At 72.6% G+C, this 21,947-nt stretch carries 20 protein-coding genes and 1 tRNA gene; 8 read left to right on the top strand and 13 right to left on the bottom strand.

Annotated elements, in window-relative coordinates; translation table 11 throughout:
* Nucleotides 1–4: 4 nt before the first annotated feature.
* From ACF1DX_RS35300 to ACF1DX_RS35285, 4 genes are all read right to left on the bottom strand, one after another.
* Nucleotides 5–454: a copper chaperone PCu(A)C gene (locus ACF1DX_RS35300; RefSeq protein ID WP_391795226.1), complete on the bottom strand. Its 450-nt coding sequence runs from the start codon at nucleotides 452–454 to the stop codon at nucleotides 5–7.
* Complete coding sequence (locus ACF1DX_RS35295; protein WP_391795225.1) at nucleotides 451–1,107, bottom strand: SCO family protein; 657 nt, start codon at nucleotides 1,105–1,107, stop codon at nucleotides 451–453. The genes ACF1DX_RS35300 and ACF1DX_RS35295 overlap by 4 nt, the downstream gene beginning before the upstream one ends.
* A gap of 92 nt (nucleotides 1,108–1,199) precedes the next feature.
* Entirely contained in the window at nucleotides 1,200–1,955 is a 756-nt protein-coding gene (locus ACF1DX_RS35290) for a YcnI family protein (RefSeq protein ID WP_391795224.1), read from the bottom strand.
* Nucleotides 1,956–2,141: 186 nt separating this feature from the next.
* The gene (locus ACF1DX_RS35285; RefSeq protein ID WP_391795223.1) at nucleotides 2,142–2,939 is read right to left on the bottom strand and encodes a hypothetical protein; all 798 of its coding nucleotides are present in this window, start codon (nucleotides 2,937–2,939) and stop codon (nucleotides 2,142–2,144) included.
* Nucleotides 2,940–3,159: 220 nt separating this feature from the next.
* Here ACF1DX_RS35285 and ACF1DX_RS35280 point away from each other — a divergent pair, with 220 nt between their 5' ends.
* The gene (locus tag ACF1DX_RS35280) at nucleotides 3,160–3,624 is read left to right on the top strand and encodes an ATP-binding protein (protein ID WP_391795222.1); all 465 of its coding nucleotides are present in this window, start codon (nucleotides 3,160–3,162) and stop codon (nucleotides 3,622–3,624) included.
* 101 nt (nucleotides 3,625–3,725) lie between these two features.
* On the opposite strand, the gene ACF1DX_RS35275 is transcribed toward ACF1DX_RS35280, so the two are convergent.
* Both ACF1DX_RS35275 and ACF1DX_RS35270 read right to left on the bottom strand, forming a co-directional pair.
* Nucleotides 3,726–5,183: an aminopeptidase P family protein gene (locus ACF1DX_RS35275; RefSeq protein ID WP_391795221.1), complete on the bottom strand. Its 1,458-nt coding sequence runs from the start codon at nucleotides 5,181–5,183 to the stop codon at nucleotides 3,726–3,728.
* A 100-nt stretch (nucleotides 5,184–5,283) separates the two neighbouring features.
* Nucleotides 5,284–6,681, bottom strand: coding sequence for a PP2C family protein-serine/threonine phosphatase (locus tag ACF1DX_RS35270; RefSeq protein WP_391795220.1), 1,398 nt, complete (start codon nucleotides 6,679–6,681; stop codon nucleotides 5,284–5,286).
* A 618-nt stretch (nucleotides 6,682–7,299) separates the two neighbouring features.
* Between ACF1DX_RS35270 and ACF1DX_RS35265 the strand changes: the two genes are divergently transcribed.
* Complete coding sequence (locus tag ACF1DX_RS35265) at nucleotides 7,300–7,965, top strand: bifunctional DNA primase/polymerase (protein ID WP_391795219.1); 666 nt, start codon at nucleotides 7,300–7,302, stop codon at nucleotides 7,963–7,965.
* Between the two features lie 809 nt (nucleotides 7,966–8,774).
* Here ACF1DX_RS35265 and ACF1DX_RS35260 read toward each other — a convergent pair.
* From ACF1DX_RS35260 to ACF1DX_RS35250, 3 genes are all read right to left on the bottom strand, one after another.
* Nucleotides 8,775–9,740 (bottom strand): DUF5926 family protein, encoded by a 966-nt coding sequence (locus ACF1DX_RS35260; protein WP_391795218.1) that lies wholly within the window; start codon nucleotides 9,738–9,740, stop codon nucleotides 8,775–8,777.
* Nucleotides 9,741–9,891: 151 nt separating this feature from the next.
* Nucleotides 9,892–10,536, bottom strand: coding sequence for an ATP-binding protein (locus ACF1DX_RS35255; RefSeq protein ID WP_391795217.1), 645 nt, complete (start codon nucleotides 10,534–10,536; stop codon nucleotides 9,892–9,894).
* A gap of 166 nt (nucleotides 10,537–10,702) precedes the next feature.
* On the bottom strand, nucleotides 10,703–11,533 hold the full coding sequence (locus ACF1DX_RS35250) for a glycerophosphodiester phosphodiesterase (RefSeq protein WP_391795216.1): 831 nt from the start codon (nucleotides 11,531–11,533) through the stop codon (nucleotides 10,703–10,705).
* 267 nt (nucleotides 11,534–11,800) lie between these two features.
* Here ACF1DX_RS35250 and ACF1DX_RS35245 point away from each other — a divergent pair, with 267 nt between their 5' ends.
* A complete protein-coding gene (locus ACF1DX_RS35245; RefSeq protein ID WP_391795215.1) occupies nucleotides 11,801–13,306 on the top strand; it encodes a S1C family serine protease in 1,506 nt (501 codons plus the stop codon).
* A gap of 64 nt (nucleotides 13,307–13,370) precedes the next feature.
* A tRNA-Ser gene (locus ACF1DX_RS35240) sits at nucleotides 13,371–13,457 on the top strand.
* Nucleotides 13,458–13,624: 167 nt separating this feature from the next.
* Here the strand turns inward: ACF1DX_RS35240 and ACF1DX_RS35235 are convergent.
* The 3 genes from ACF1DX_RS35235 to ACF1DX_RS35225 all read right to left on the bottom strand — a co-directional run bounded on the left by ACF1DX_RS35235 (nucleotide 13,625) and on the right by ACF1DX_RS35225 (nucleotide 16,606).
* Nucleotides 13,625–14,893 carry a hypothetical protein gene (locus ACF1DX_RS35235; protein ID WP_391795214.1) on the bottom strand — a complete coding sequence of 423 codons (1,269 nt, stop codon included), beginning with the start codon at nucleotides 14,891–14,893 and terminating at the stop codon, nucleotides 13,625–13,627.
* Nucleotides 14,894–15,199: 306 nt separating this feature from the next.
* Nucleotides 15,200–15,673: a hypothetical protein gene (locus ACF1DX_RS35230; RefSeq protein WP_391795213.1), complete on the bottom strand. Its 474-nt coding sequence runs from the start codon at nucleotides 15,671–15,673 to the stop codon at nucleotides 15,200–15,202.
* A gap of 60 nt (nucleotides 15,674–15,733) precedes the next feature.
* Nucleotides 15,734–16,606, bottom strand: coding sequence for a bifunctional DNA primase/polymerase (locus ACF1DX_RS35225; RefSeq protein ID WP_391795212.1), 873 nt, complete (start codon nucleotides 16,604–16,606; stop codon nucleotides 15,734–15,736).
* 371 nt (nucleotides 16,607–16,977) lie between these two features.
* Between ACF1DX_RS35225 and ACF1DX_RS35220 the strand changes: the two genes are divergently transcribed.
* From ACF1DX_RS35220 to ACF1DX_RS35210, 3 genes are all read left to right on the top strand, one after another.
* Nucleotides 16,978–17,301 (top strand): hypothetical protein, encoded by a 324-nt coding sequence (locus tag ACF1DX_RS35220; protein WP_391795211.1) that lies wholly within the window; start codon nucleotides 16,978–16,980, stop codon nucleotides 17,299–17,301.
* A 240-nt stretch (nucleotides 17,302–17,541) separates the two neighbouring features.
* Nucleotides 17,542–18,108 carry a SigE family RNA polymerase sigma factor gene (locus ACF1DX_RS35215; protein WP_391795210.1) on the top strand — a complete coding sequence of 189 codons (567 nt, stop codon included), beginning with the start codon at nucleotides 17,542–17,544 and terminating at the stop codon, nucleotides 18,106–18,108.
* Between the two features lie 137 nt (nucleotides 18,109–18,245).
* A complete protein-coding gene (locus ACF1DX_RS35210; RefSeq protein ID WP_391795240.1) occupies nucleotides 18,246–19,889 on the top strand; it encodes a long-chain fatty acid--CoA ligase in 1,644 nt (547 codons plus the stop codon).
* 120 nt (nucleotides 19,890–20,009) lie between these two features.
* Here the strand turns inward: ACF1DX_RS35210 and ACF1DX_RS35205 are convergent, their stop codons facing one another.
* Nucleotides 20,010–21,245 carry an MFS transporter gene (locus tag ACF1DX_RS35205; RefSeq protein WP_391795209.1) on the bottom strand — a complete coding sequence of 412 codons (1,236 nt, stop codon included), beginning with the start codon at nucleotides 21,243–21,245 and terminating at the stop codon, nucleotides 20,010–20,012.
* A 118-nt stretch (nucleotides 21,246–21,363) separates the two neighbouring features.
* On the opposite strand from ACF1DX_RS35205, the gene ACF1DX_RS35200 reads away from it, so the two are divergent.
* A complete protein-coding gene (locus tag ACF1DX_RS35200; RefSeq protein ID WP_085575728.1) occupies nucleotides 21,364–21,942 on the top strand; it encodes a TetR family transcriptional regulator in 579 nt (192 codons plus the stop codon).
* The last annotated feature ends 5 nt before the right edge of the window (nucleotides 21,943–21,947 follow it).

Raw genomic sequence — 21,947 nt, 5'->3', positions numbered from 1 at the left:
TCCCTCAGTGTCCGGTCTTCGGGGTGTAGGTGGCCGGTTTCACCGGTATCTCGACCGTGACGGGGTCCGACTCGGCGAAGCGCAGCTCGACGGATACCTTCTGACCCTGCTTCGGCTTCCGCTTCAGCCGCTCGAACATCAGATGGTTGCCGCCGCTCTCCAGCACCAGGCTGCCGTGGGCCGGGATGTCGAGGGCCTCGACCTCCCGCATGGCCCCGTCGACGGTCTCGTGCACGGTGACCTGGCCGGCGACGTCGCTGCTGACCGAGGTCAGCCGGTCCGCGGAGTCGCCGTCGTTGGTGATGGTGAGGAAGCCGGCGGCCAGGTCGGAGACCGGCTGCGGCATGTACGCGGAGCCGACGGACAGCTCCGCCGGGCCGCTGCCGGAGCCGCCGCAGCCGGCCAGGGCCAGTGCCCCGGCGACGGCCAGGGCCGCTGCTGCCGGGCGCCTCACGGGTTCTCACCCTTGATGATCTTGGGGAGGTCCTTGGTGTAGTCCTCGACGGTGGCGTCCTCGCCGTAGAGGACGTACCCGCCGTCGGTCTTCGGGGAGAAGGCGATGACCTGGGTGCCGTGGTCGGAGACGGTCTTGCCGTTGTCGTCCTTGCGCGGCGGGTCGATCGAGATGCCGAGGGTGCGGGCACCGGCCTGAATGGTGGCGAAGTCGCCGGTCAGGCCGACGACCTGGGGGTCGATGCCCTTGAGCCACGTGCCCAGCGCGGCGGAGGTGTCACGCTCCGGGTCGGTGGTGACGAACACGATCCGCAGCTCGTCCTGCTGCTCCCGGGGAAGCTGCTTCTTGGCCACGGCGAGGTTGTTCATCGTCAGCGGGCAGACGTCGGGGCAGTGCGTGTAGCCGAAGTAGATCAGGGTCGGCTTGCCCGCGGTCTCCTCACGGAGGTCGTACTTCTTGCCGTCCGTGTCGGTGAGGACGAGGTCCGGCTTCTCGAACGGATTGTCGAGGACGGTGCCCGCCTTCTGGGCGCCGGCCTCCTCGGACACCACGGCGACGGGATCGCCGCTGTCGCCGGACCCGCTCCCGCAGGCGGAGAGGGTGAGGGAGGCGACGGCGAGCAGGGCCGCGGCCGCGAAGGTCTTCTTGCGCATGAATGGTCCTGAGAGGTGAGTGCTCCGGCGCGCACCGGGAGGTCACGTGGGCCGTGAGCGGCCCGGTGCGCGCCGTCGGGACGAGGAAGGGGTCAGGCGGTGGTGCGCCGACGACCGGCGAGGACGCCGTAGGCGACGCCCGCGGCGCCGACCACGATGCCGACGACGCCCAGGACGCGGGCGGTGGTGTCCGTACCGCCGGATTCGTCCTCGTCGCCGGAGGCGGAGGTCTGGGCGGAGGCGTTCTCGGCCGCCGCGGTGTCGCCGGAGGCCTTGTCGTCGTCCGCGGCACCGTGCGCGTGGCCGTCCTCGGATGCCTCGGACAGGGTGAGCACGGGAGCCGGGTGCTCGGGCTCCTCCTGGCCCTCCTGCGGCACCTCGATCCAGCGGACGACCTCCTTGTTGGAGTACGTCTGCAGGGCCTTGAAGACGAGTTCGTCGGCGTCCTCGGGCAGCGTGCCGACGGACACCGGGAACTTCTGGAAGAAGCCGGGCTCGATGCCGTCGCCCTTGGCGGTCCAGGTGACCTTGGAGACGGCCTCGTCGATCTTCTTGCCGTGCATCTCCAGCGGCTTGTCCAGCTTGGACGTGGTGACCTTGACGTCCCAGCCCTCGACCGGCTGCGGCATCACGGACGCCAGCGGGTGGTCCGTGGGGAAGGTGACCTCGAGCTTGGTGGTCGAGGCGTTGTCCCGCTCGTTGGGGACCTTGAAGCCGACGACCGCGTAGCCGCCCTTCGCGGCCTCACCCTCCGGCTGCACGCTGACGTGCGCGAAGCAGGGGGTGGACACGGCGAGGACGGCGGCACCGGCGACGGCGCCGGCGGCGGCGATACGGGAAGCCTTCATGGCAGAAGCACTCCGCTTCGGTTGAGGTTTCACTGACGGTGAGGGATGTGCCGCGCGCACGACCGGACGGGCCCTTCGGGCAGGACGGCCGGGCGCACACGGAAACGGCCGCACGCGCGTGCCGCACGACGGCGCCCCTCTCCTCGGCTCCTCGACCGGAAAACCCGGAGTGGTGGTCGCCTCGCGTCAGGCGGCGAGAGCGAGTGCGGTGCCGGCGGCCGGCGGGCCCCGGCGGATCACCGTGTGGTGCAGTCCGGCGGAACGGGGCGGAAGCGGGGCGAGCAGCGCGGTGCACGCCATGCGCGGGGCCCCTTCCGGTGCTCCCGGGAGCCCGGCGCGCAGGGCGCGCACCAGGGCGAGTGCCGCGCGGAGGGACCGTACGAGGGCGCCCTCGGCGACACCGTGCGCCGACAGTCCGGCCAGCCGCAGCAGGGCCAGGTCACCGCGGCGCAGCAGCCATCCCGCGGCCAGCGCCGCGAGGACGTGTCCGAGCAGCATCGGCAGCGACGGCAGCAGGCACGCCGGGGCGTCCGCGGCGGTCTGCGCGTGGGTGGCGGCTCCGGGATGCCGGACCCGCGCGTCGATGAGGACGCGCTCGGCCTGTGCGGGGCTGAGCCCCGCCGAGGCGGTCCCGCACAGCAGCCGCGCGGCCCGCTCGACCAGCGCGGCGTCGGAGAGCGCGGACGACGGCTCCGTGGCGGGCACGCCGTGCTGCCCCAGGCCGAACAGCGTGTGCAGGGCCGTCTGGCCGCACGCCAGCAACACCACGATCCCCGGCAGCGACCGCGCGCGTCCGGCGAGCGGCGCGGCGACCGCGAGGGCCCCGAGGAAGCCCGCGCCCAGCGTCCACAGCGGTACGGCGGTGCGGGAGGCGAGCGCGTGCCCTGCCCCGGCCAGCACGACGCAGACCGCGGCGAACACCGCGGCCCGCAGGATCCGGAGGCCTCGTCCGGAGCGTGTCGTACACGGGTGGGGGGCAGACATGGCGCGCTCATCATCGCACCGGCCCACCGACCGCCGTACGGCAGGTCCGCAAGATGAGGTACGGCCGGAAGATCACATCTGGTACGACATGCCCCGCATACACCGATCGTATCCACGACACACCCGCCATATGGGCGGTGTCACGTCAACTTTACGCTTACCGGCGAGCACTCAGGGCAATACGTAACGGTATGTCGAGCCGCAGCCAGGAGGCTGGAGCATGAGCATCTGGTGGTCACTCCATCTGCGGCGCGACGCCGCCAGCGTGCCGCTCGCCCGGCGCCTGCTGCTCGGCACCATGGAGACCGCGGGCGTCGACCCCGACATCTCCTACGACTTGTCCGTCGCCCTCAGTGAGGCCTGTGCGAACGCGGTCGAGCACGGCGGTGACGCCGTGCGGGACGGCACCTCGGAGGCGTTCCGGGTGACCGCCTACCTCGACGGCGAGAAGTGCCGCATCGAGGTCGCCGACGCGGGCCCCGGCTTCCCCGGCGTGACCGGGAGCCGGCCCCGCCCGCCGGCCCGTCCCGCGCCGTCCGACGCGGAGCACGGACGGGGCCTGTGTCTCATCCGGGAGCTCGCCGACCACGTCCACATCGGCAACAAGCCGGGCCGGGGCGGCGCGGTGGTGAGCTTCGACAAGATCCTCAAATGGCGCGAGGACGCCCCGCTCGTCGCGGTGTAGCGGATCGCGGTACGGCGAGCCACGGTGCGGCCGGGCCGCGGTGCGGCGACGGGAACGGGGACGGCCGGGCACGCGCGTGTGCCCGGCCGTCGTGCCGTGCGTCAGCCCTTCAGGGCCGCCATCCACGCCTCGACCTCGTCCGACCGCCGGGGCAGCCCCTCGGACAGGTTCCGGTTGCCGTCCGCCGTGACGAGGATGTCGTCCTCGATGCGGACGCCGATGCCGCGGTACTCCTCGGGCACGGTCAGGTCGTCGGCCTGGAAGTACAGACCCGGCTCGACGGTGAGCACCATGCCGGGTTCCAGCGTGCCGTCGACGTACGTCTCGGTCCGCGCGGCGGCGCAGTCGTGGACGTCCATGCCGAGCATGTGACCGGTGCCGTGCAGCGTCCAGCGGCGCTGCAGTCCCAGCTCCAGCACCCGCTCCACCGGGCCCTCGACCAGGCCCCACTCGACGAGCCGCTCGGCCAGCACGCGCTGGGCGGCGTCGTGGAAGTCGCGGTACTTGGCGCCCGGCTTCACCGCCGCGATACCGGCCTCCTGGGCGTCGTACACGGCGTCGTAGATCTTCTTCTGCAGCTCGCTGTACGTGCCGTTGACCGGCAGCGTGCGCGTGACGTCGGCCGTGTAGTACGTGTGCGTCTCCACGCCCGCGTCGAGCAGCAGCAGGTCACCGGAGCGGACCGGGCCGTCGTTGCGTACCCAGTGCAGCGTGCAGGCGTGCGGTCCGGCGGCGCAGATGGAGCCGTAGCCGACGTCGTTGCCCTCCACGCGGGCGCGCAGGAAGAACGTTCCCTCGATGTAGCGCTCGGACGTCGCCTCGGCCTTGTCGAGGACCTTCACGACGTCCTCGAAGCCGCGCACGGTGGAGTCGACGGCCTTCTGCAGTTCGCCGATCTCGAAGTCGTCCTTGACCAGCCGCGCCTCGGAGAGGAAGACGCGCAGCTCCTCGTCGCGCTCGGCGGTGACCTTGTCGGTCAGCGCCGCCTCGATCCCGGCGTCGTATCCGCGCACCACCCGGACCGGGCCGGTGGCCTCGCGCAGCGCGCCGGCCAGCTCGCGCACGTCGGAGGCGGGGATGCCGTACAGCTTCTCGGCCTCGGTGAGGGAGTGGCGGCGGCCGACCCACAGCTCGCCCTGCCCGTCCAGCCAGAACTCGCCGTTCTCACGGTTGGAACGGGGCAGGAGGTAGATCGTCTCCTGGTGGCCGTCGGCCGTGGGCTCCAGGACGAGGACGCCGTCCTCCGTCTGGTTGCCGGTGAGGTAGGCGTACTCGACCGACGCGCGGAAGGAGTACTCCGTGTCGTTCGACCGCGTCTTCAGGTTGCCCGCGGGGACGACCAGACGCTCACCCGGGAAACGGGCGGAGAGCGCCGCGCGGCGGGCGGCGGTCTCGGCGGCCTGGGGGATCGGCCGCAGATCGTGCAGCTCGGTGTCGGCCCAGCCGTTCTTCATGCTCTCGGCCAGCTCGTCGGACACGCCCGGGTACAGGCCGTTCTTGCGCTGCTTGACGGGCTCTTCCTCGGCAGTCTCCGGGGTCTCCGGCAGCTCCTCGGCCACGGTCATCCTCCTCGATACGGCACTGGACCACCCCCCATCGTACGGTCGGGCGGAAACGGCCGAATGGGGCACGGACCGGTGGCGGAGAGGGACGGGACGGCTACGCGAACCGCGCCGCCAGCAGCACCACGTCCTCCCTGGAGTCCGCCGTGTCCGCGCCCCCGGGCAGCACCGCGCGCAGGACGTGGTCGGCGACGGCGCCGGGGTCGTGACGCAGGGCCTTCGGCACCCCGGCCGCCGCCGCGTGCAGCCGCGCGAAGGCACGGTCGGTCGGGTCGCCGGTGCGGTGCAGCAGCCCGTCGGTGTAGAGCAGCACCGTCTCCCCCGGCTCCGCCTGGACCTCCACGCTCGGCGCCTCCCAGCAGGCGAGCATGCCCAGCGGCGCGGAGACCGACGTCTCGACGAACTCGGTGCGGCGCTCGCCGAGCAGCAGCGGCGGACTGTGCCCGGCGCCGGCCAGGGTGATCCGGCGCAGCGCGGGTTCGCAGTAACCGAACAGGGCGGTGGCCGACCGGGCGGGCTCGGTGAGCCGCAGCAGCAGCTCCAGGTCGGACAGGACGGCGACCGGGTCCTCGCCCTCCATCACGGCGTACGCGCGCAGCGAGGCCCGCAGCCGGCCCATCGCCGCGACCGCACTGGGTCCCGACCCGGTGACGGACCCGACGGCGAGACCGAGGGCCGCGTCGGGCAGGGGCAGCGCGTCGTACCAGTCGCCGCCCCCGCGCGGGGAGGTGCGGTGCCGCGCGGCGAGCTGGACGCCGGGTACCCGGGGGAGACGGGAGGGCAGCAGTTCCTCGGCCATCGTGGCCATGCACGCGCGCGTGCGCTCGAGTTCGAGGAGCCGGGCCAGGTGCTCGGCGGCGTGGCGGACGTACAGGCCCAGGAGGTGGCGCTGCCGCTTCGACGGCTCGGCCGGCTCGTCGTAGAGCCACACCGCGGCGCCCAGGCGCCCGGCGGTCCCGGTGGCGAGCGGGAGGGCGAAGCTGGCGGCGTAGCCGAGGCGGGCGGCGACCTCGCGGTGCCGGGGGTCGAGCCCCTTCTCGGCGAACAGGTCGGGTTCGGCGACGCCGTCGTCGGAGCCGGGCAGCCCGTCGAGGATCCTGCCGTACGGCAGTGCGCCGCGCGGCACCGTCTCCAGATGGCCGAGATCCGCGCGGGCCAGTCCCAGGCCGAGGGCGGTGGCCGGGCCGAGACCGTCGGCGGGTTCCAGGGAGACGAGCCCGCGCCGCGCGCCCACCAGGGCGGCTCCCGCACGCAGCAGCTCCTGGAGGGCCTCGTCGAGCGTGCTCGCGCGGGCCAGGCGTTCGGTGAGTTCGTGGAGGGTCGTGAGGTCGGAGACCCAGCCGGCGAGCCGGTCCTGGAGCAGCGCGCCCGGCGCGTTCCGGGGGTTTGCCGGGGGAGCCGGGGAGGCACCCGCGGTGACGGACGCGACAGTGTGTGCGGGTGAGGGAACCGTTGAATCGATTCCGGCCACTTTCGGAGGGTGCGGGGCGTTCATGGTGTCCGGCTTTCCGACCGGTACGTACTGCTCAAAAGCATCGCAAACCCCCATGTCATTCTGCTCGCCGGCAGTGTCTCCACATGTACACGTACTCGTGAGGAGATGTCCAGCATTGTCCTGCTGGGATTCCTGGTGTCCGTGGGACTGGAGAGAATTCCCGCAGACCCCTTGCCGAAATATGAAGTTGGCTTGAAACTGCCTCAGGGGGAGGCATATTGCGGTCGACTGGGCTTGCTCGACGGAGCGTCACAACGGTCGTGATGGGTACGTACTCGGTGAAGGCCAGGTGTGGTGGGGAACCGCCCGGGAACCTGGCGACGGACCCGGGCGTCTTAACCACCGACGACCGTGCCCCATCCTCCCGCGGCGGAGGCGGAGAGAACCACGCGCGACGGCAAACGCCAGACTTCGCCACCCCCACGCCACGCCCGTACTTCCGAGAGACGCGGTACGGGTGGAACGGCCGCGGAGGCAGCCCATGCTCGGCCCATAGGGGTACCCCCTGCCCGGCACGGGGTGTGATGCGCCCATAGGTACGCACAGTGAAGTGATCGACACATGACGTGATCTGGACCACGGTGTTGCCAGGCGTGCAACGGAAAGGAACGAGCGCTCATGCGCGAGATCCTCGGAAGGCGACGCAGGCTCCTGTCCCGGCGTGGCGACGGAGGGCCCGATCTGATCGGCGCGGCCCTGACCTTCGCCACGGACTGGCAGTGGCCCGTACTCCCGGGCGTGGCGGCGGACCCGCAGGACCGGTCCCGCTGCGCCTGCCCCGACCCCGAGTGCACGGTGCCGGGTGCCCACCCGTTCGACCCCGGCCTCCTCGCCGCCACCACCGACGCGCGCATGGTGCGCTGGTGGTGGGGCAACCGGCCGACGGCGCCGATCGTCCTCGCCACCGGAGGCACGGCCCCCTGCGCGGTGTCCCTGCCCGCCCTGCCGGCCGCCCGCGCCCTCGCCGCGCTCGACCGCTGCGGCATGCGGCTCGGCCCGGTCGTCGCCGCGCCGGCCCGCTGGTCGATCCTGGTGAAGCCGTACTCCATGGAGCAGCTGGGCGAGCTGCTGTACGCCAAGGACTTCGTCCCCGGCTCCCTCCGCTTCCACGGCGAGGGCGGCTACCTCGCGCTGCCCCCGTCCGGGACCGCGCAGGGCGAGATCCGCTGGGAACGCGCGCCGCTGCCCGGCTCGGCCGCACCGTGGGTGCCCGATGTCGAGGCGGTGGTGGACGCCGTGGTCGACGCCCTCACGCGTACGGGTGTGAGCGCGCCCGAGATGTAGCGGGTGCGCGCACGGCGTCCCGGCCGGGCGCGGCCCCTCCCTCCCGGACCGGGGTGCCCACGCGCCTCACGGGCGCCGTGGCGGCCCGCCCGGTCGCATGCCGCCGTGGCGGGGCCGGGGACACGCCCGCGGGGCCGACCGGTGCGGTACGGACCACTGTGCGCGGAACGTCAAGGTGCCGCTGCCGCCGACGGGGCGCACCGTCCGGGCCCGGGGACCGCACCGGTTCCGCACGCTCGCCGCGCGCGGCGGGGCCCCGTGCTCTCCTCCCCTTCCCCGACGGCACAGGGGCACGGGCCTGTGTGCCGTCGCGAGGGCGGGACCCCGGGCGCGGACTCACCGCCGCGACGCCACCGGCGGGGCCTGGAACGCCGTACCCGGCCTCAGGGGACCCGGCGGCGGACGCACCGCGCCGGGAACGGGCTGCCACGCGCGGGACACCGGGTCGGCGCGTTCGGGGTGGCCGCGGGTGCCGCACGGCGGCCGCGGAGGTCGAGGCCGGTGTCGTAAGGGGACCGCAGCCGTTGCGCTTCGGAAGCAACTCCCTTGTGGCGACGCGCGGTTGACGGGCGACCGCGCTCCGTGAGCGGTGGCCGACACGCAAAGACCCGGTTGCTGGCGACGGGGGATGCACCAGCAACCGGGCTACTGGAACGGTAACAAGAGATCGCCGGTTCGCAAATTCGATCTCGGCCTTTCCGGTCACCGACTGGCTTGTGCGCGACGGGAGTTGCGCAGGAGGCCGATGGTGCGTGACGGGGCGGTTCCGCCGGTCGGGCGGCCGGCGGAACCGGGTGTGCGGCCGGACCTCAGCTCAGAGTGACCTGGCGGTTCGTCAGGCCGCCGCGCGCGCGGCGCTCGTCGGCGGTCAGCGGCGCGTCCGTGGCCAGCGCGGCGGCGAGCCGCTCGGCGAACTCGGCCGCCGGCTTCTCCACGTCCTCGGCGCCGACCCCGCTGGGCAGGTCCCAGACCGGCACGGTGAGCCCGTGAGCGCGGAAGGAGCCCACGAGACGGGTGCCCTCACCGAGGGAGGAGCCGCCCGCCGCGTGCAACCGCGCGAGAGCGTCCAGAAGCTGCTCCTCGGGATGCGGCATGACCCACCGCAGATGGTTCTTCTCGGGCGTCTCGCACCAGTACGCGGAGTCCACGCCCGACAGCTTGACGGTCGGGATGGCCGCGGCGTTGGCCCGCTCCAGGGAGGCGGTGACGTCCGGCGTGGCGTTCTCCGGGTCCGGGACCCAGAACTCGAACCCGCTGTGCACGACCGGCTCGAAAGCGCCCTCGGGGTCGAGCAGGTCCTGCAGCCGGATCCCGTCGGCGGGGACGCGCCGGGCCTGTACCGGAGTGCCCGGGGCGGCGGTGAGCGCGCGCCGCAGGGTGTCGGCGAGGTCGCGGCTGATGTCGCCGGAGGAGGTGTCGTTCTGCAGGCCGAGCAGGACCGAGCCGTCGTCGCGGCGCAGGGCGGGCCAGGCCATCGGGAGCACCGTGGCCAGCGTGACCGACGGGACTCCCTCGGGCAGGCCGTCCTTGAGCGTCAGTCCGACGGTGGCGGCCGGCACCAGCTCGCGCAGCGCCACCCAGTCGCACTCGCCCGGCAGGCCCTCGAACGGGCGGTGCACCAGCTCGGTCACCGCGTGCGCGGCGGCACGGCCGTGGCAGGCCTTGTAACGGCGGCCGCTGCCGCACGGGCAGGGCTCGCGGGCGCCGACGACCGGGATCTGCCCGTCCGTGAGCTGCGGGCGCTTGGCCTTCGTCTGGGGTCGCTTCTTGGCCATCGTGGGTGTCTCCCGGTTACGGCTCGTCTCGTACGGGCGCGAGCCTAGCCGTTCACGCCACGGCCGACGGGAACCTGTGGACGACGTGCCGACCTGTGGACACCGCGGGCACCGCGCCGGACCGGCGCCCTCTCCCCGGCCGGGGCCGCCCTCAGTCCAGCTCGTCGAAGACGTCCGCGAAGTCCAGCCCGGGCATGCGGGAGACGGCGGGCGCCGTCACCCGTGCGGCGAAGTCCTCGCGCCGGTGCGCGGCTCCGGCGTCCGGGTCGTACACGTCGTCGTGGACGACGACCCACACCGTGACCTCGCCCGGCACCTCGTCGCGTACGCCCCAGTCGTCGGCCAGCGCGGTGATGATGTTCAGCCCCCGGCCGCCGTGCGCCGTGACCGACGGGGTGGCCGGAGCCGGGCGGGTCGGGCCGCCGCCGTCCGTGACCTCCACGACGAGCCGTCCGCACGGGTCCACCCGCCAGGCGGCGCGTACGTCCCCGTCCCCGGCCAGGGCGTCGCCGAGCGGCCGGCCGTGTCTGCACGCGTTGCTCAGCAGCTCGGAAAGAATCAGTACGGCGTCGTCGATGACCGGGTCCGCCACCCCGCCGTCGCGCAGCTGCGCGCGCATACGGCGCCTCGCCTGCCCCACGCCCGCAGGGCCATGGGGTACGGCCATGCACGACGACGTGGGCACCTCCTGTGCCACCACCAACGCCACCCCCGAGACCTCCTTCGCCCCACGCCACGGTGTGGATGCCCCATGGGCCCGAACGGGAAACCGGTCGGTCCGTGAGCGGTGACGCACTCCAAGCGATCGAATACGCACCGAACGCGCCGGAGCACTCCCCGTAGCCATGTGGCTGGATTTCGTCGCTGTGGCCGAGATGTGAGGATGCGCCGGGGTCGGGCACGAGGTCAAGACTCGTGCGCACTGCTCCTGGGGCCGGTGGGGCGGGTGGTGCGCCGCGCGGTCAGCGGCCGAGCTGATCGAGCACCGCGCGGGGGCGGTTGGTGATGATGGCGTCCACGCCGAGACGTACGCAGAGGTCCACGTCCTCCGGCTCGTTCACGGTCCACACGTGCACCTGGTGCCCGGACTGCTTCAGGCGTTCGATGTACGCGGGGTGGCCGCGCACGATGCGGATCGAGGGCCCCGCGATCCGCACGCCGGTGGGCAGGCGTCCGTCGCGCAGCCGCGGTGAGACGAACTGCGTCAGATAGACCGTGGGCAGCGTCGGCGAGGCGGCACGTACGCGGTGCAGCGACCGCGCGGAGAAGCTCATCACGCGTACCGGGGAGTCCTCCGCCGCGGCGGGCGCGTCGAGGCCGAACCGCTTGAGCAGGAGCAGCAGCCGTTCCTCCACCTGTCCCGCCCACCGTGTGGGGTGTTTGGTCTCGATCGCCAGCTCGACCCGGCGCCCGGCGTCGGAGACCAGCTCCAGCAGCCGCTCCAGGGTGAGGACGGAGGTGGCCTCCCGGTCCTCCGGGCGGTGCTCCCAGTCGGGCTCCTCGACGCGCGGTCCCCCGAAGGCGTCGCGGCTCTTCCAGGAGCCGAAGTCCAGGGCGGCCAGATCGGAGAGCTCGAGCGCCGACACCGCACCGCGCCCGTTGGACGTACGGTTGACGCGACGGTCGTGCACACACACAAGGTGACCGTCGGCGGTCAGGCGCACATCGCATTCGAGCGCGTCCGCACCGTCCTCGATCGCTTTGCGGTATGCGGCCAGGGTGTGCTCGGGGGCGTCCTCGGAGGCCCCGCGGTGCGCGACGACTCGGGGCGGGTGCTGCCGTGCGTGGGTCACCGCGTCATGGTGCCACCGTGCACGGGTAGACGAGTGCCCGGAGTGGGATGAACGGTGTCGCCGTCCGGTCGGAGACATCGAGTGGCGCGCCTTAAGTGAGTAATGCCCTATATAAAGAATGGCCCCGGACCCACAGGAACGGCTTATGGTGCCCTGACGGCCCGTGGGAAAAGCTGACGTCATACAAAGAGACATGCACAGCCGCGTCGCGCCGGACTCGTGGACGGGCGTGACCGACAACAACGCCGTGGATCGAGGAGAGAAGCTGTGAGCACCGAGAACGAGGGCACCGCGGTACCCCCGGCGCCGTCCGCACCGCCGCCCGCGCCGGTGGATGCTCCCGCTGCTCCGGCGCACCAGGGGCACCCGGCCCCGGGAGCGGCTCCGGACCCGGCCCCGTCCGCACCGCCGCAGGCACCCGTGCGGAACGCGGACCAGGGATACGGCTCAGCCCCTCACACCCCGGTGGGCGAGACCGGCTGGGGCCCGCACGGTGCCCACGGAAACCCGGACCCCGCCCCTTCCTCCTCCGCCCCTGACGCCTCCTGGCCCCCGCCCCCGCCGCCGTCCACCCCGTCGTACGGCGGCGACGGTGGCGCCGGGCACGGTCCGGGCGGCTGGGGCTCCTCCTACCAGCAGCACCCCGCGCCGAAGAGCGGCGGCAGGCGCGGCCGTCTGCTCGCCGCGGTCCTGGTGGCCGCGCTGGTCGCGGGCGGCGCGGGCGGCGGCCTCGGCTACACGCTGGCCAAGGAGAACGACAGCAACGGCTCGACGACCGTCTCGGCGTCCACCAGCGGCGGCAACGTGAAGCGCGACCCGGGCACGGTCGCCGCCGTGGCCGCCAAGGCGCTGCCGAGCACGGTCACCATCGAGGCCGAGAGCAGCAGCGGCGAGGGCGGCACAGGCACGGGCTTCGTCTTCGACAAAGAGGGCCACATCGTCACCAACAACCACGTCGTGGCCGAGGCCGTCGACGGCGGCAAGGTGACGGCGACCTTCCCCGACGGCAAGAAGTACGACGCCGAGGTGGTCGGCCACGCACAGGGCTACGACGTCGCGGTCATCAAGCTGAACAACGCCCCCTCGGACCTCGACCCCCTCCCCCTGGGCAACTCCGACCAGGTGGCCGTCGGCGACTCGACGATCGCGATCGGCGCGCCCTTCGGCCTGTCCAACACGGTCACGACGGGCATCATCAGCGCGAAGAACCGCCCGGTCGCCTCCAGCGACGGCAGCGGCAGCCAGGCCTCCTACATGAGCGCCCTGCAGACCGACGCGTCCATCAACCCGGGCAACTCCGGCGGCCCGCTGCTCGACGCGCAGGGCAACGTGATCGGCATCAACTCCGCGATCCAGTCCACCAGCAACGGCGGCTTCGGCACGGGGCAGGCCGGCTCGATCGGCCTGGGCTTCGCCATCCCGGTCAACCAGGCCAAGTACGTCGCCCAGGAACTGATCAGGACGGGCAAGCCGGTGTACGCCAAGATCGGCGCGTCGGTCTCCCTGGAGGACACGGCGGGCGGCGCGAAGATCACCGAGCAGGGCGCGGGCAGCTCCGAGCCCGTCGACCCCGGCGGCCCCGCCGACAAGGCGGGCCTGCGGCCCGGTGACGTCATCACCAAGCTCGACGACCGGGTCATCGACTCCGGCCCCACCCTGATCGGCGAGATCTGGACCCACAAGCCGGGCGACGAGGTCACGATCACCTACGAGCGCGACGGCAAGGAACGCACCACGGAACTCACCCTGGGCTCCCGCGTGGGCGACAGCTGACCTCACCCGCGGACCCCGGACCCGTTACCCTTGTCCCCGCGCCGCCGATCACCGGCCGGCGCGGGGAGGCGTGCCCGAGCGGCCGAAGGGAACGGTCTTGAAAACCGTCGTGGCAGCGATGTCACCGTGGGTTCAAATCCCACCGCCTCCGCGCGATGAGCAGTGAGAACGGCCCCTGACCTGGTTACTCGGTCAGGGGCCGTTCTCGGGTTCGGTTCTCCGCGACTGACCGCGGTTCCCCATGGCTTCCCGCTCGGTCGGGCACGGCTGGGGCACGATGACGGTGCCGCTCGGGTGCTCGCAGCCGCCTGACCTGGGTCAGGGGCGTTCGCGTGCGGCCGGGTTGTTCAGGCAGAGCGCGATGTTGCGGACCGCGGCGGTGAGTTCCTCGATCACCCGGGCCGCCTGCTCGGCGTTGTGGAAGGACGGGCTTCCTGTCAGCGCCAGGTCCAGTTCCTGCGCGGACCGGAGGGCCGGACCGAGGCCTTCGAGGGAAGGGGAGGCGGGTGCGGGCGCCTCGGCCGGCGCGGTGGCGGGCACGCTCGTACCGGTCGCGGGAACCGCGGGAACCGTGGGAAGAGGCGCCGGCGCCGTCGGGTCCGCCGGGGGTGTGCCGGAGGACGCGGGTGCCGGCTGGTGTGCCGGCTCGGGCGCGGCCGGGGGCGCCGGCGGGGCGGTCGGCGGTGTGCCGGTCCCCGGGTCCGCCCGGCGTCCGTCGAACGGGGCGGGGAAGGCACCGAAGTCGCCGGTCACGGAGGCGCATTCCTCCGCTTCCGGCCGGTGCGGGTCCTGGGGGGTCCGCCGGTCGTGCGGGGACACGTCCGGCGCGTGGCGTGTGCGGGGGAGCACGAAGTGCTCGAAACCCGGGAACGAGGGAGTGGCGAGGTGGGCGGAGGAGCGCGGGTTGTACTCGGCCTGCCACTGCATGCGGTAACGGTCGACCTGGTCGGCGCAGGCCGTGCGGGCGTGGAAGACGGCCGTGTCCTCCCCCAGGTCCGGGTACCAGAGGTTCGGGCCCGGGAAGCGCACGGTCCGCACCCGGGGACGGATCGGCTCGGCGCATCCCATGCAGCAGCCCTCCGGCACCATGAGCGGGATGCCGCCGTCCTGCTCCGGCCAGCGGGGGCCGCCCTCCCAGCGGTACTCCCCGTGGTGGCAGGGCGGCAGTTCGCCGCAGGCGCGGCAGACGGCGTAGTGCTCGGGGAGGACCCGCCAGTCGTGGCTGGCGGGAGCGCACCAGTGCTTCGGCGTGGAACGGGGCAGGTTCTCGTTGCGCAGCACCAGCACCACCGGGCGCTTGTAGAACTCGGCCCGTTCGGGGGCCGGTTTGACCGCCTGGTTGTTGGCCCGGCGCAGTTCGTTGGCGTGCCACCACAGTTCCACGTGGTCGCGCCACGCCTTCTCGTAGGATTCCGGCCACCAGTTGCTCGGGTAGCCGTTGATCTCCAGGATCCGCCACCCCTGCCGGTCCAGTACCACGATGGAGCCGGCCCGCAGCCGCATGTGCGTTCCGTTGTCCCCCTCGTCCGGCCAGTCGTGACGGCCGATACGAGTGGGCTGGTCTGGGAGCCACCTGCGAACCTGCATGTCATGCTCCTCGGCAATGAAACTTCATAGTTTCAACTGGGGCAGTAGGTAACATTCTGAACAATCAGGACGTTTAGGTCGCTGTAGACACGCGCACACCGCTGACAGCAGATGATCGAAAAGGTCTCCCGCGGCATCGTTTTCTTTCGCGCGATCCCCTGCCACCAGGCTTTTTCGCCTCTCGGGCCCTCGACGGGGGTGGCCTTCGCAGAGGCCGGGGCAGCGGCTTCGTACCCCGGCAATGGACCTCGACACTCACCCGTACGTGTGATGACGTTCAGGCTGTCGCCACTCCGTACGTGTGCATCACCTCGCGGGACCGTCACCTCGCGCGCCCGGAACGGGTCCGAGCGCCGGTCTCTGGAACTCTTCGTCCTCGGCCAGCCGTTCCCAGGGCAGGTCCCGCAGTGAGGGCTCCGCGTCACAGCCGGACGGTACGCGCGGGGAGGGCTGGAACCAGACGACGATGAGGCGGGAGCGGTCGTGGGCCGGATCGAGCGCCTCGGACCGGAAGCTGCCGACGCACGTCACGGCGGGCAGCACCTCCACGGGGCCGAAGGCACCCGCGTACTGGTCGGGGTACTCGCGCGGGGGCGGGATCAGGTGGACCGGGGTGCCGGGGAAGGCACGCTCGGCGGACCGGAGCAGCCGGTCGACCTTCCTGTCGTTGAAGGGCTTGCACGGGTAGCCCTCGAGCGGTCCGCCGTACGTCGACGCCATCCGCAGCTCGGAGAGGTCGACCGGGCGGCCGGAGCCGAGGAGGACGCGGGCGAGTGACATGGTCGGTGTTTTGGAGCGGTGGTGCATCGGGGTCTTTCGGTTCCGGTGGGGGCGGGGTGGTCAGGGGCGGTGCCCCGTCATCCGTGCCGCCGACGCGATCGTCGCGCGGGCTTCGTGTTCGGACAGGCCGGTGCTGAGGGCCGCGTCGACCAAGGGATCCACCAGGGCCGGGCCGATTCCGTCCTCGTAGGCGCGGCAGGCCGCCCAGAACAGGCGGGTGTTGCGCTGGCCCTCGTGTGCCGCGAGGACGAACTGGACCAGGCCCCGGCCGTGACCGTCGGCCGGCGTGACCGTCGGGTGGTGGGCGCGGGGCGGTGGGAGGAGCAGGCGCAGGAGGGCGGGCGGGCAGGGCGCCGGGGCCAGACGCGCGGTGCCCGGGGCGGTGGTGTACGGGCCGTGGTCGGTGTGGGAGCCGGGGCCGACGAGATAGCCGCCGGCGCCCCGGATGTCGATGCCGGGGGCCAGCCGGCCCGCGGAGTTGGGGACGACGACGTCCGGCGGGCCGCTCAGCCACAGGTGACGGCCGCCGCTCGGGGTGAGGACGATCACCGTGGCGGGGATCGTGAACAGGTGGCGCCGGGCCAGTTCGCGCAGGGCGGCGAACGAGTCGGTACCGGTCTTGATGTCCAGGTCGACGCCGATGAGGTGGTGCGGGGGCAGCCCGCAGGCGATGCCGTAGCCGGTGGCGTGGGGTGCGGCGGCGAACAGTGCGCGGATGCGGGCGGGGTCGGTGGAGGCGTCGTGGACGCCGTGGCCGAAGCGGCCGCACTCGCCGTGGCAGGGCGGACCTGACGGCTCCGGGTCGTCGCGGTGCGGGGAGCGCAGGGCCGGGAGTTTCGTCCGGGACAGGGGGATGACGGCCAGTCCGCGTTCGGCGGCTGACAGGGCGTGTGCGAGGGCCAGGGTCGCGGCCTGCCGGTCGGTGGTGGCCATGCCTCTATTTTCGTACCGATGTTCGAGTAAGGGAAGGGGGGTGCGCGTCGCGCCGGGACGGGGCGGTGGGCGGCAGGAGCGGCGGAACGCTTCATCCCTTACGGGAGCGGGGCGGGGTCCTCCCCCTCGGAAAGGGGTGGGATTCAAGGGGCGCGTCAGGGTTTATCGCCTTGTCGTCACACTTGCGTGCGAATGATGGTGTCCAGGGTGGTTCGCGGGGGATTCCCCGGGCAGCCTTGATCTCGCGACGTCGTCCACAGCACCGGGGCGGGGGGACAACTTCCCTGGTGACAGCCGTACTTCACGCACGCACGGTCATGAACCGCACACGGTCATGAGCCGGTGCGTCCTTGTTCTGGAGGGAACACACCATGGCAAGCATCCGTACCGCCCGCGTCATCGCCGCGGTCTCCGCCCTGCCGCTCGCGGCCGCCCTCTTCACCGGCGTCGCGGCGGCGGACAGCGGCGCCCTCGCGGACGACGGATCGAACGCGACGGCCACCAGCTCCGAGGTCGACGCCCTGGGCAGCGGTGTCGGCGGCGACAACTTCGGCAACTCGGCCACCACGCAGCAGCAGGCCACCGGAGCCGGCGCCACGAACCAGAACAACACCGCCCAGGTCACCGGCTCCGCCTTCACGGCCGTCAACCAGGGCGACGACAACGTGGCCATCGTCTTCACCCCGCTGTGGTGAGGCCGGCGCCCTGACCGTGCGGGCGTGCTTCGTGGGGTGCGGAGTGTCCGGGCGGCGGTGCTTCGGTGCCGTCGCCCGGACACCCCAGGAGCGCTCCCTCAGGGGCCGACCCGCAGTACCCCTCACCCGCCGGTCCACCTTCAGGAGGTGCAGCCGGCCCCACCCCTACAACCTGAGGGGGACGTGCCTTCGGGACCTGCGGGCGATCCGCCGGACCGGCCCCGCTCATAGCGTGGAGCCATGACCACACCCGTCTGCACCAGCGCTTCGAAAGCCGCCACTCCAGCGACAGCGGCGCAGACCCTCCCGTACCCGTCGTTCTCGTCGTACATGAGGGCTCGCCAGCCGGTGCTCCTGCGTACCGCCCGGTCGCTGACCGGGAACCCGAGCGACGCGGAGGACCTGCTGCAGACCGCGCTCGCCAAGACGTACGTCGCCTGGGAGCGCATAGAGGACCACCGGGCGCTCGACGGTTATGTGCGCAGGGCGCTGTTGAACACGCGCACCTCGCAGTGGCGCAAGCGCAAGGTCGACGAGTTCGCCTGCGACGAGCTGCCCGAGCCCGACCCGGTGCCCGGCGGCGACGACCCGGCCGAGCAGCAGGCGCTGCGCGACGCGATGTGGCGGGCGATCATGCGGCTGCCCGCGCGGCAGCGGGCGATGGTCGTGCTGCGGTACTACGAGGACCTCAGCGAGGTGCAGACGGCCGAGGTGCTCGGCGTCTCGGTGGGCACGGTGAAGTCGGCCGTGTCGAGGGCGCTCGGCAAGCTCCGCGAGGACGCCGAACTGGGGCTCGTCCGCGGCTGAGGTGCTCCGGCCCGCCGACGCGGCGTGATCGATCATTCGCTCCCCTAGTGACATACCGCGCGGTATGTGCGCAGAATCAGCGCAACTCTTACCGCCCCGCAGGCAATGTCGCCCAGGAGGACGCCGTGCTGAGCACCATGCAGGACGTACCGCTGCTGATCTCGAGGATCCTGACCCACGGGTCGACGATCCACGGCACCTCGCAGGTGACCACCTGGACCGGCGAGGGCGAACCGCACCGCCGTTCCTACGCGGAGATCGGCGCCCGGGCGGCCCAGCTCGCCCACGCCCTGCGCGACGACCTCGGCGTCACCGGCGACGACCGGGTCGCCACCCTCATGTGGAACAACGCCGAGCACGTCGAGGCGTACTTCGCGATCCCCTCCATGGGCGCCGTCCTCCACACCCTGAACCTCCGCCTGCCGGCCGAGCAGCTCGCGTGGATCGTCAACCACGCCGCCGACCGGGTGATCATCGTCAACGGTTCGCTGATCCCGCTCCTCGCGCCCCTGCTGCCGCACCTCAAGACCGTCGAGCACGTGGTCGTCTCCGGCCCCGGGGACCGTTCCGCGCTGGCGGACGCCACCGCGCGGGTGCACGAGTACGAGGACCTGCTCGCCGGGCATCCCGTCGCCTACGACTGGCCGGAGCTGGACGAGCGCGCCGCCGCCGCCATGTGCTACACCTCCGGCACCACCGGCGACCCCAAGGGCGTGATCTACAGCCACCGCTCCATCTACCTGCACTCCATGCAGGTCAACATGGCGCAGTCGATGGGCCTGACCGACCAGGACACCTCGCTGGTCGTGGTCCCGCAGTTCCACGTCAACGCCTGGGGCCTGCCGCACGCCACCTTCATGACCGGCGTCAACATGCTGATGCCGGACCGCTTCCTGCAGCCCGCCCCGCTCGCCGAGATGATCGAGGGCGAGAGGCCGACCCACGCCGCCGCCGTCCCCACCATCTGGCAGGGGCTGCTCGCCGAGCTGACCGCCAGGCCGCGTGACGTCTCCTCCCTCACCCAGGTCACCATCGGCGGCTCCGCCTGCCCGCCCTCCCTGATGGAGGCGTTCGACAAGCTGGGCATGCGGGTCTGCCACGCCTGGGGCATGACGGAGACCTCCCCGCTCGGCACCATCGCCCGCCCGCCGGCCCACGCCATGGGCACCGAGGAGGAGTTCGCCTACCGGCTGACCCAGGGCCGCTTCCCGGCCGGCGTCGAGGCCCGCCTCACCGGCCCCGGCGGCGAACGCCTCCCCTGGGACGGCGAGTCGGCCGGTGAGCTGGAGGTCCGTGGCGCGTGGATCGCCGGGGCCTACTACAACGGCCCCGACGCCGAGCCTTTGCGCCCGGCCGACAAGTTCAGCGAGGACGGCTGGCTGAAGACCGGCGATGTGGGCACCATCAGCCCCGACGGCTTCCTGACCCTGACCGACCGGGCCAAGGACGTCATCAAGTCCGGTGGCGAGTGGATCTCCTCGGTCGAGCTGGAGAACGCGCTGATGGCCCACCCGGACGTCGCCGAGGCCGCCGTCGTCGCCGTCCCGGACGACAAGTGGGGCGAGCGCCCGCTGGCCACGGTCGTCCTCAAGGAGGGCTCCACCGCCGACTTCACCACCCTGCGGGCCTTCCTCCAGGAGGAGGGAAAGATCGCCAAGTGGCAGCTCCCGGAGCGCTGGACGGTGATCGCGTCGGTGCCGAAGACCAGCGTCGGCAAGTTCGACAAGAAGGTACTGCGCAGGCAGTACGCCGCCGGGGAGCTGGACGTCACCCGGCTCTGACATGACGTACGCCGGACGCGCCGGGCGGTGAGGCGGAACCTCACCGCCCGGCGGCGTGCGGCTCCGTCACCGGTGGACGGGTGAGCCGTACGGCGATGGCCGTCACCGCTGTCACCGCCATCACCGCCGTACCGTCGTGCTCCCCCACCCCAGCGCCAGCCAGACCGCCGCCACCGCCGACACCCCGCCCCAGCCGAAGTGGGTGAAGGCGGTGCCCGCGAGGGCCGAGGCGGTGGCGCCGCCGGCGAAGCCGGAGACGACGTAGGCGGTGTTGGCGACGGCCGGGCTGGAGGTGGTGGTCAGGGCGAGGGTCTGGTTGGCGACGTGGGAGGCGACCAGGGCCGCGTGGATCGCCACCGCGGCGACGAACAGGGCCCAGACGACCTGCCCGCCCAGCCAGAACAGCGGCACGGAGACGGCCGCGAGCAGATACGCCCCCCGTACGACCCGGGCGGCGCCGAAACGGTCGACCAGCCCGCCCGCCAGCGGCGCCACCGCGCTCGCCGCGAGTCCGAAGAGGCCGAACAGCCCGGCGGTGGCGGTGGACAGGCCGTAGGCCGGGCCCGTCAGCAGCAGGGCGAGCGAGGTCCACAGGGCGCTCCACGCGCCGAACATCCCCGCCTGGCGCACCGACGCGCGCCACAGGTCGGGCGAGCGGCGCAGCAGTCCGGGCAGTGCGGCGAGGCCGCCGAACAGCGAGCCGTCGCGGTGGCGCCGCCCGGACGGCAGGACGAGGGCGGTGGCGGTGCCCAGGGCGAGCGTGAGGACGGCCGCGCCCCCGAACACCCACCGCCAGCCGAAGGCCTCCCCGGTGAGACCGCCGAGGACCCGGGCCGCGACGATGCCGGTGAACAGGCCGGCGATCACGGCCGCGACATGGCGGGCGCGGCGGGCGGCGGGGGCGCGTTCGGCGACCAGCGGGACGAGGAGCTGCGGTACGACGGTCCCGGCCGAGGCGACGAACACGGCGGCCGCCAGTGGGCCCGTGCCGGGGGCGACGGCGGCCGCGAGCAGGGCCACGGTGGTGACCAGGGTGAGGACGGTGACCAGCCGGCGCCGGTCGGCGGTGTCGCCGAGCGGGGCGAAGAAGAGCAGGCCGACGGCGTAACCGAGCTGGGCGACCGAGGCGATCCAGGCCACGGCCGACGGCGTGGAACCGAAGTCGCGGGCGATCAGGGAGAGCAGGGGCGCGGCGAGGTAGATGTTGGCGGCCGTGACCGCGGTGCACACGGCGATGAGCGTGAGGAACGCACCGGAGCCGCGGGACGGGCCCGGAACCGGACCCGGATGCTGATCGGGAGTGGTGACCGGTGGCCTGCGGGCCGGCCGGCCGGTGGCGCTGGGCGCTGAGGACATGAGCGGGATACCCCTTCGAGCCTGCTCTAACAACTAACTGGTTGGTTGGCTGATGGAGGGAACAGTCTGGGCTTCCGCCGGATTCCCTGTCAACCAAACAGTTGGTTACTCTGTCCTCATGGCAGTCAGGGACCCCGAGGCCACCAAGGCCCGGATCTTCGAGGCGGCGGTCACCGAGTTCGCCCGCCACGGCATCGCCGGCGCCCGCATCGACCGCATCGCGGCCGAGGCGAAGGCCAACAAACAGCTCATCTACGCCTACTTCGGCAACAAGGCGGAGCTGTTCGCGATCGTCCTGGAGCGGAAGATGCTGGACCTCGCCGAGTCCGTCCCCGTCGACCCGGACGACATCGAGAGCTGGGTCGACCGGCTGATGGACTACCACGCCGCCCACCCCGAACTGCTGCGCCTGCTCTTCTGGGAGGGCCTGGAGTACGGCACCGACGAGCTGCCCCACGAGGGCGAACGCCAGGAGCACTACGTCCGCAAGGTCGCCCTGCTCCGGGACGGCCAGGAGCGGGGCGTCGTCACCGACGCCATCCCGGCCGGCGACCTGCTGTTCCTGCTGACCGCGCTGGCCAACTGGACGGCCGTCGTCCCGCAGATGCGCCGCATCCTGGTCGGCGGGGAGGCGGACGACCGAGCCCGGCTGCGCGCGTCCGTGAAGGAGGCGGCCCGCCGCCTGGTCGCCCGCTGACGGCG

It is taken from the genome of Streptomyces sp. NPDC014676 (genome assembly GCF_043084105.1).
In the GTDB taxonomy this organism is placed as follows: Bacteria; Actinomycetota; Actinomycetes; order Streptomycetales; family Streptomycetaceae; genus Streptomyces.
Note: the sequence above shows the minus strand (reverse complement) of the source record. Positions and strands in the feature narration are given on the sequence as shown.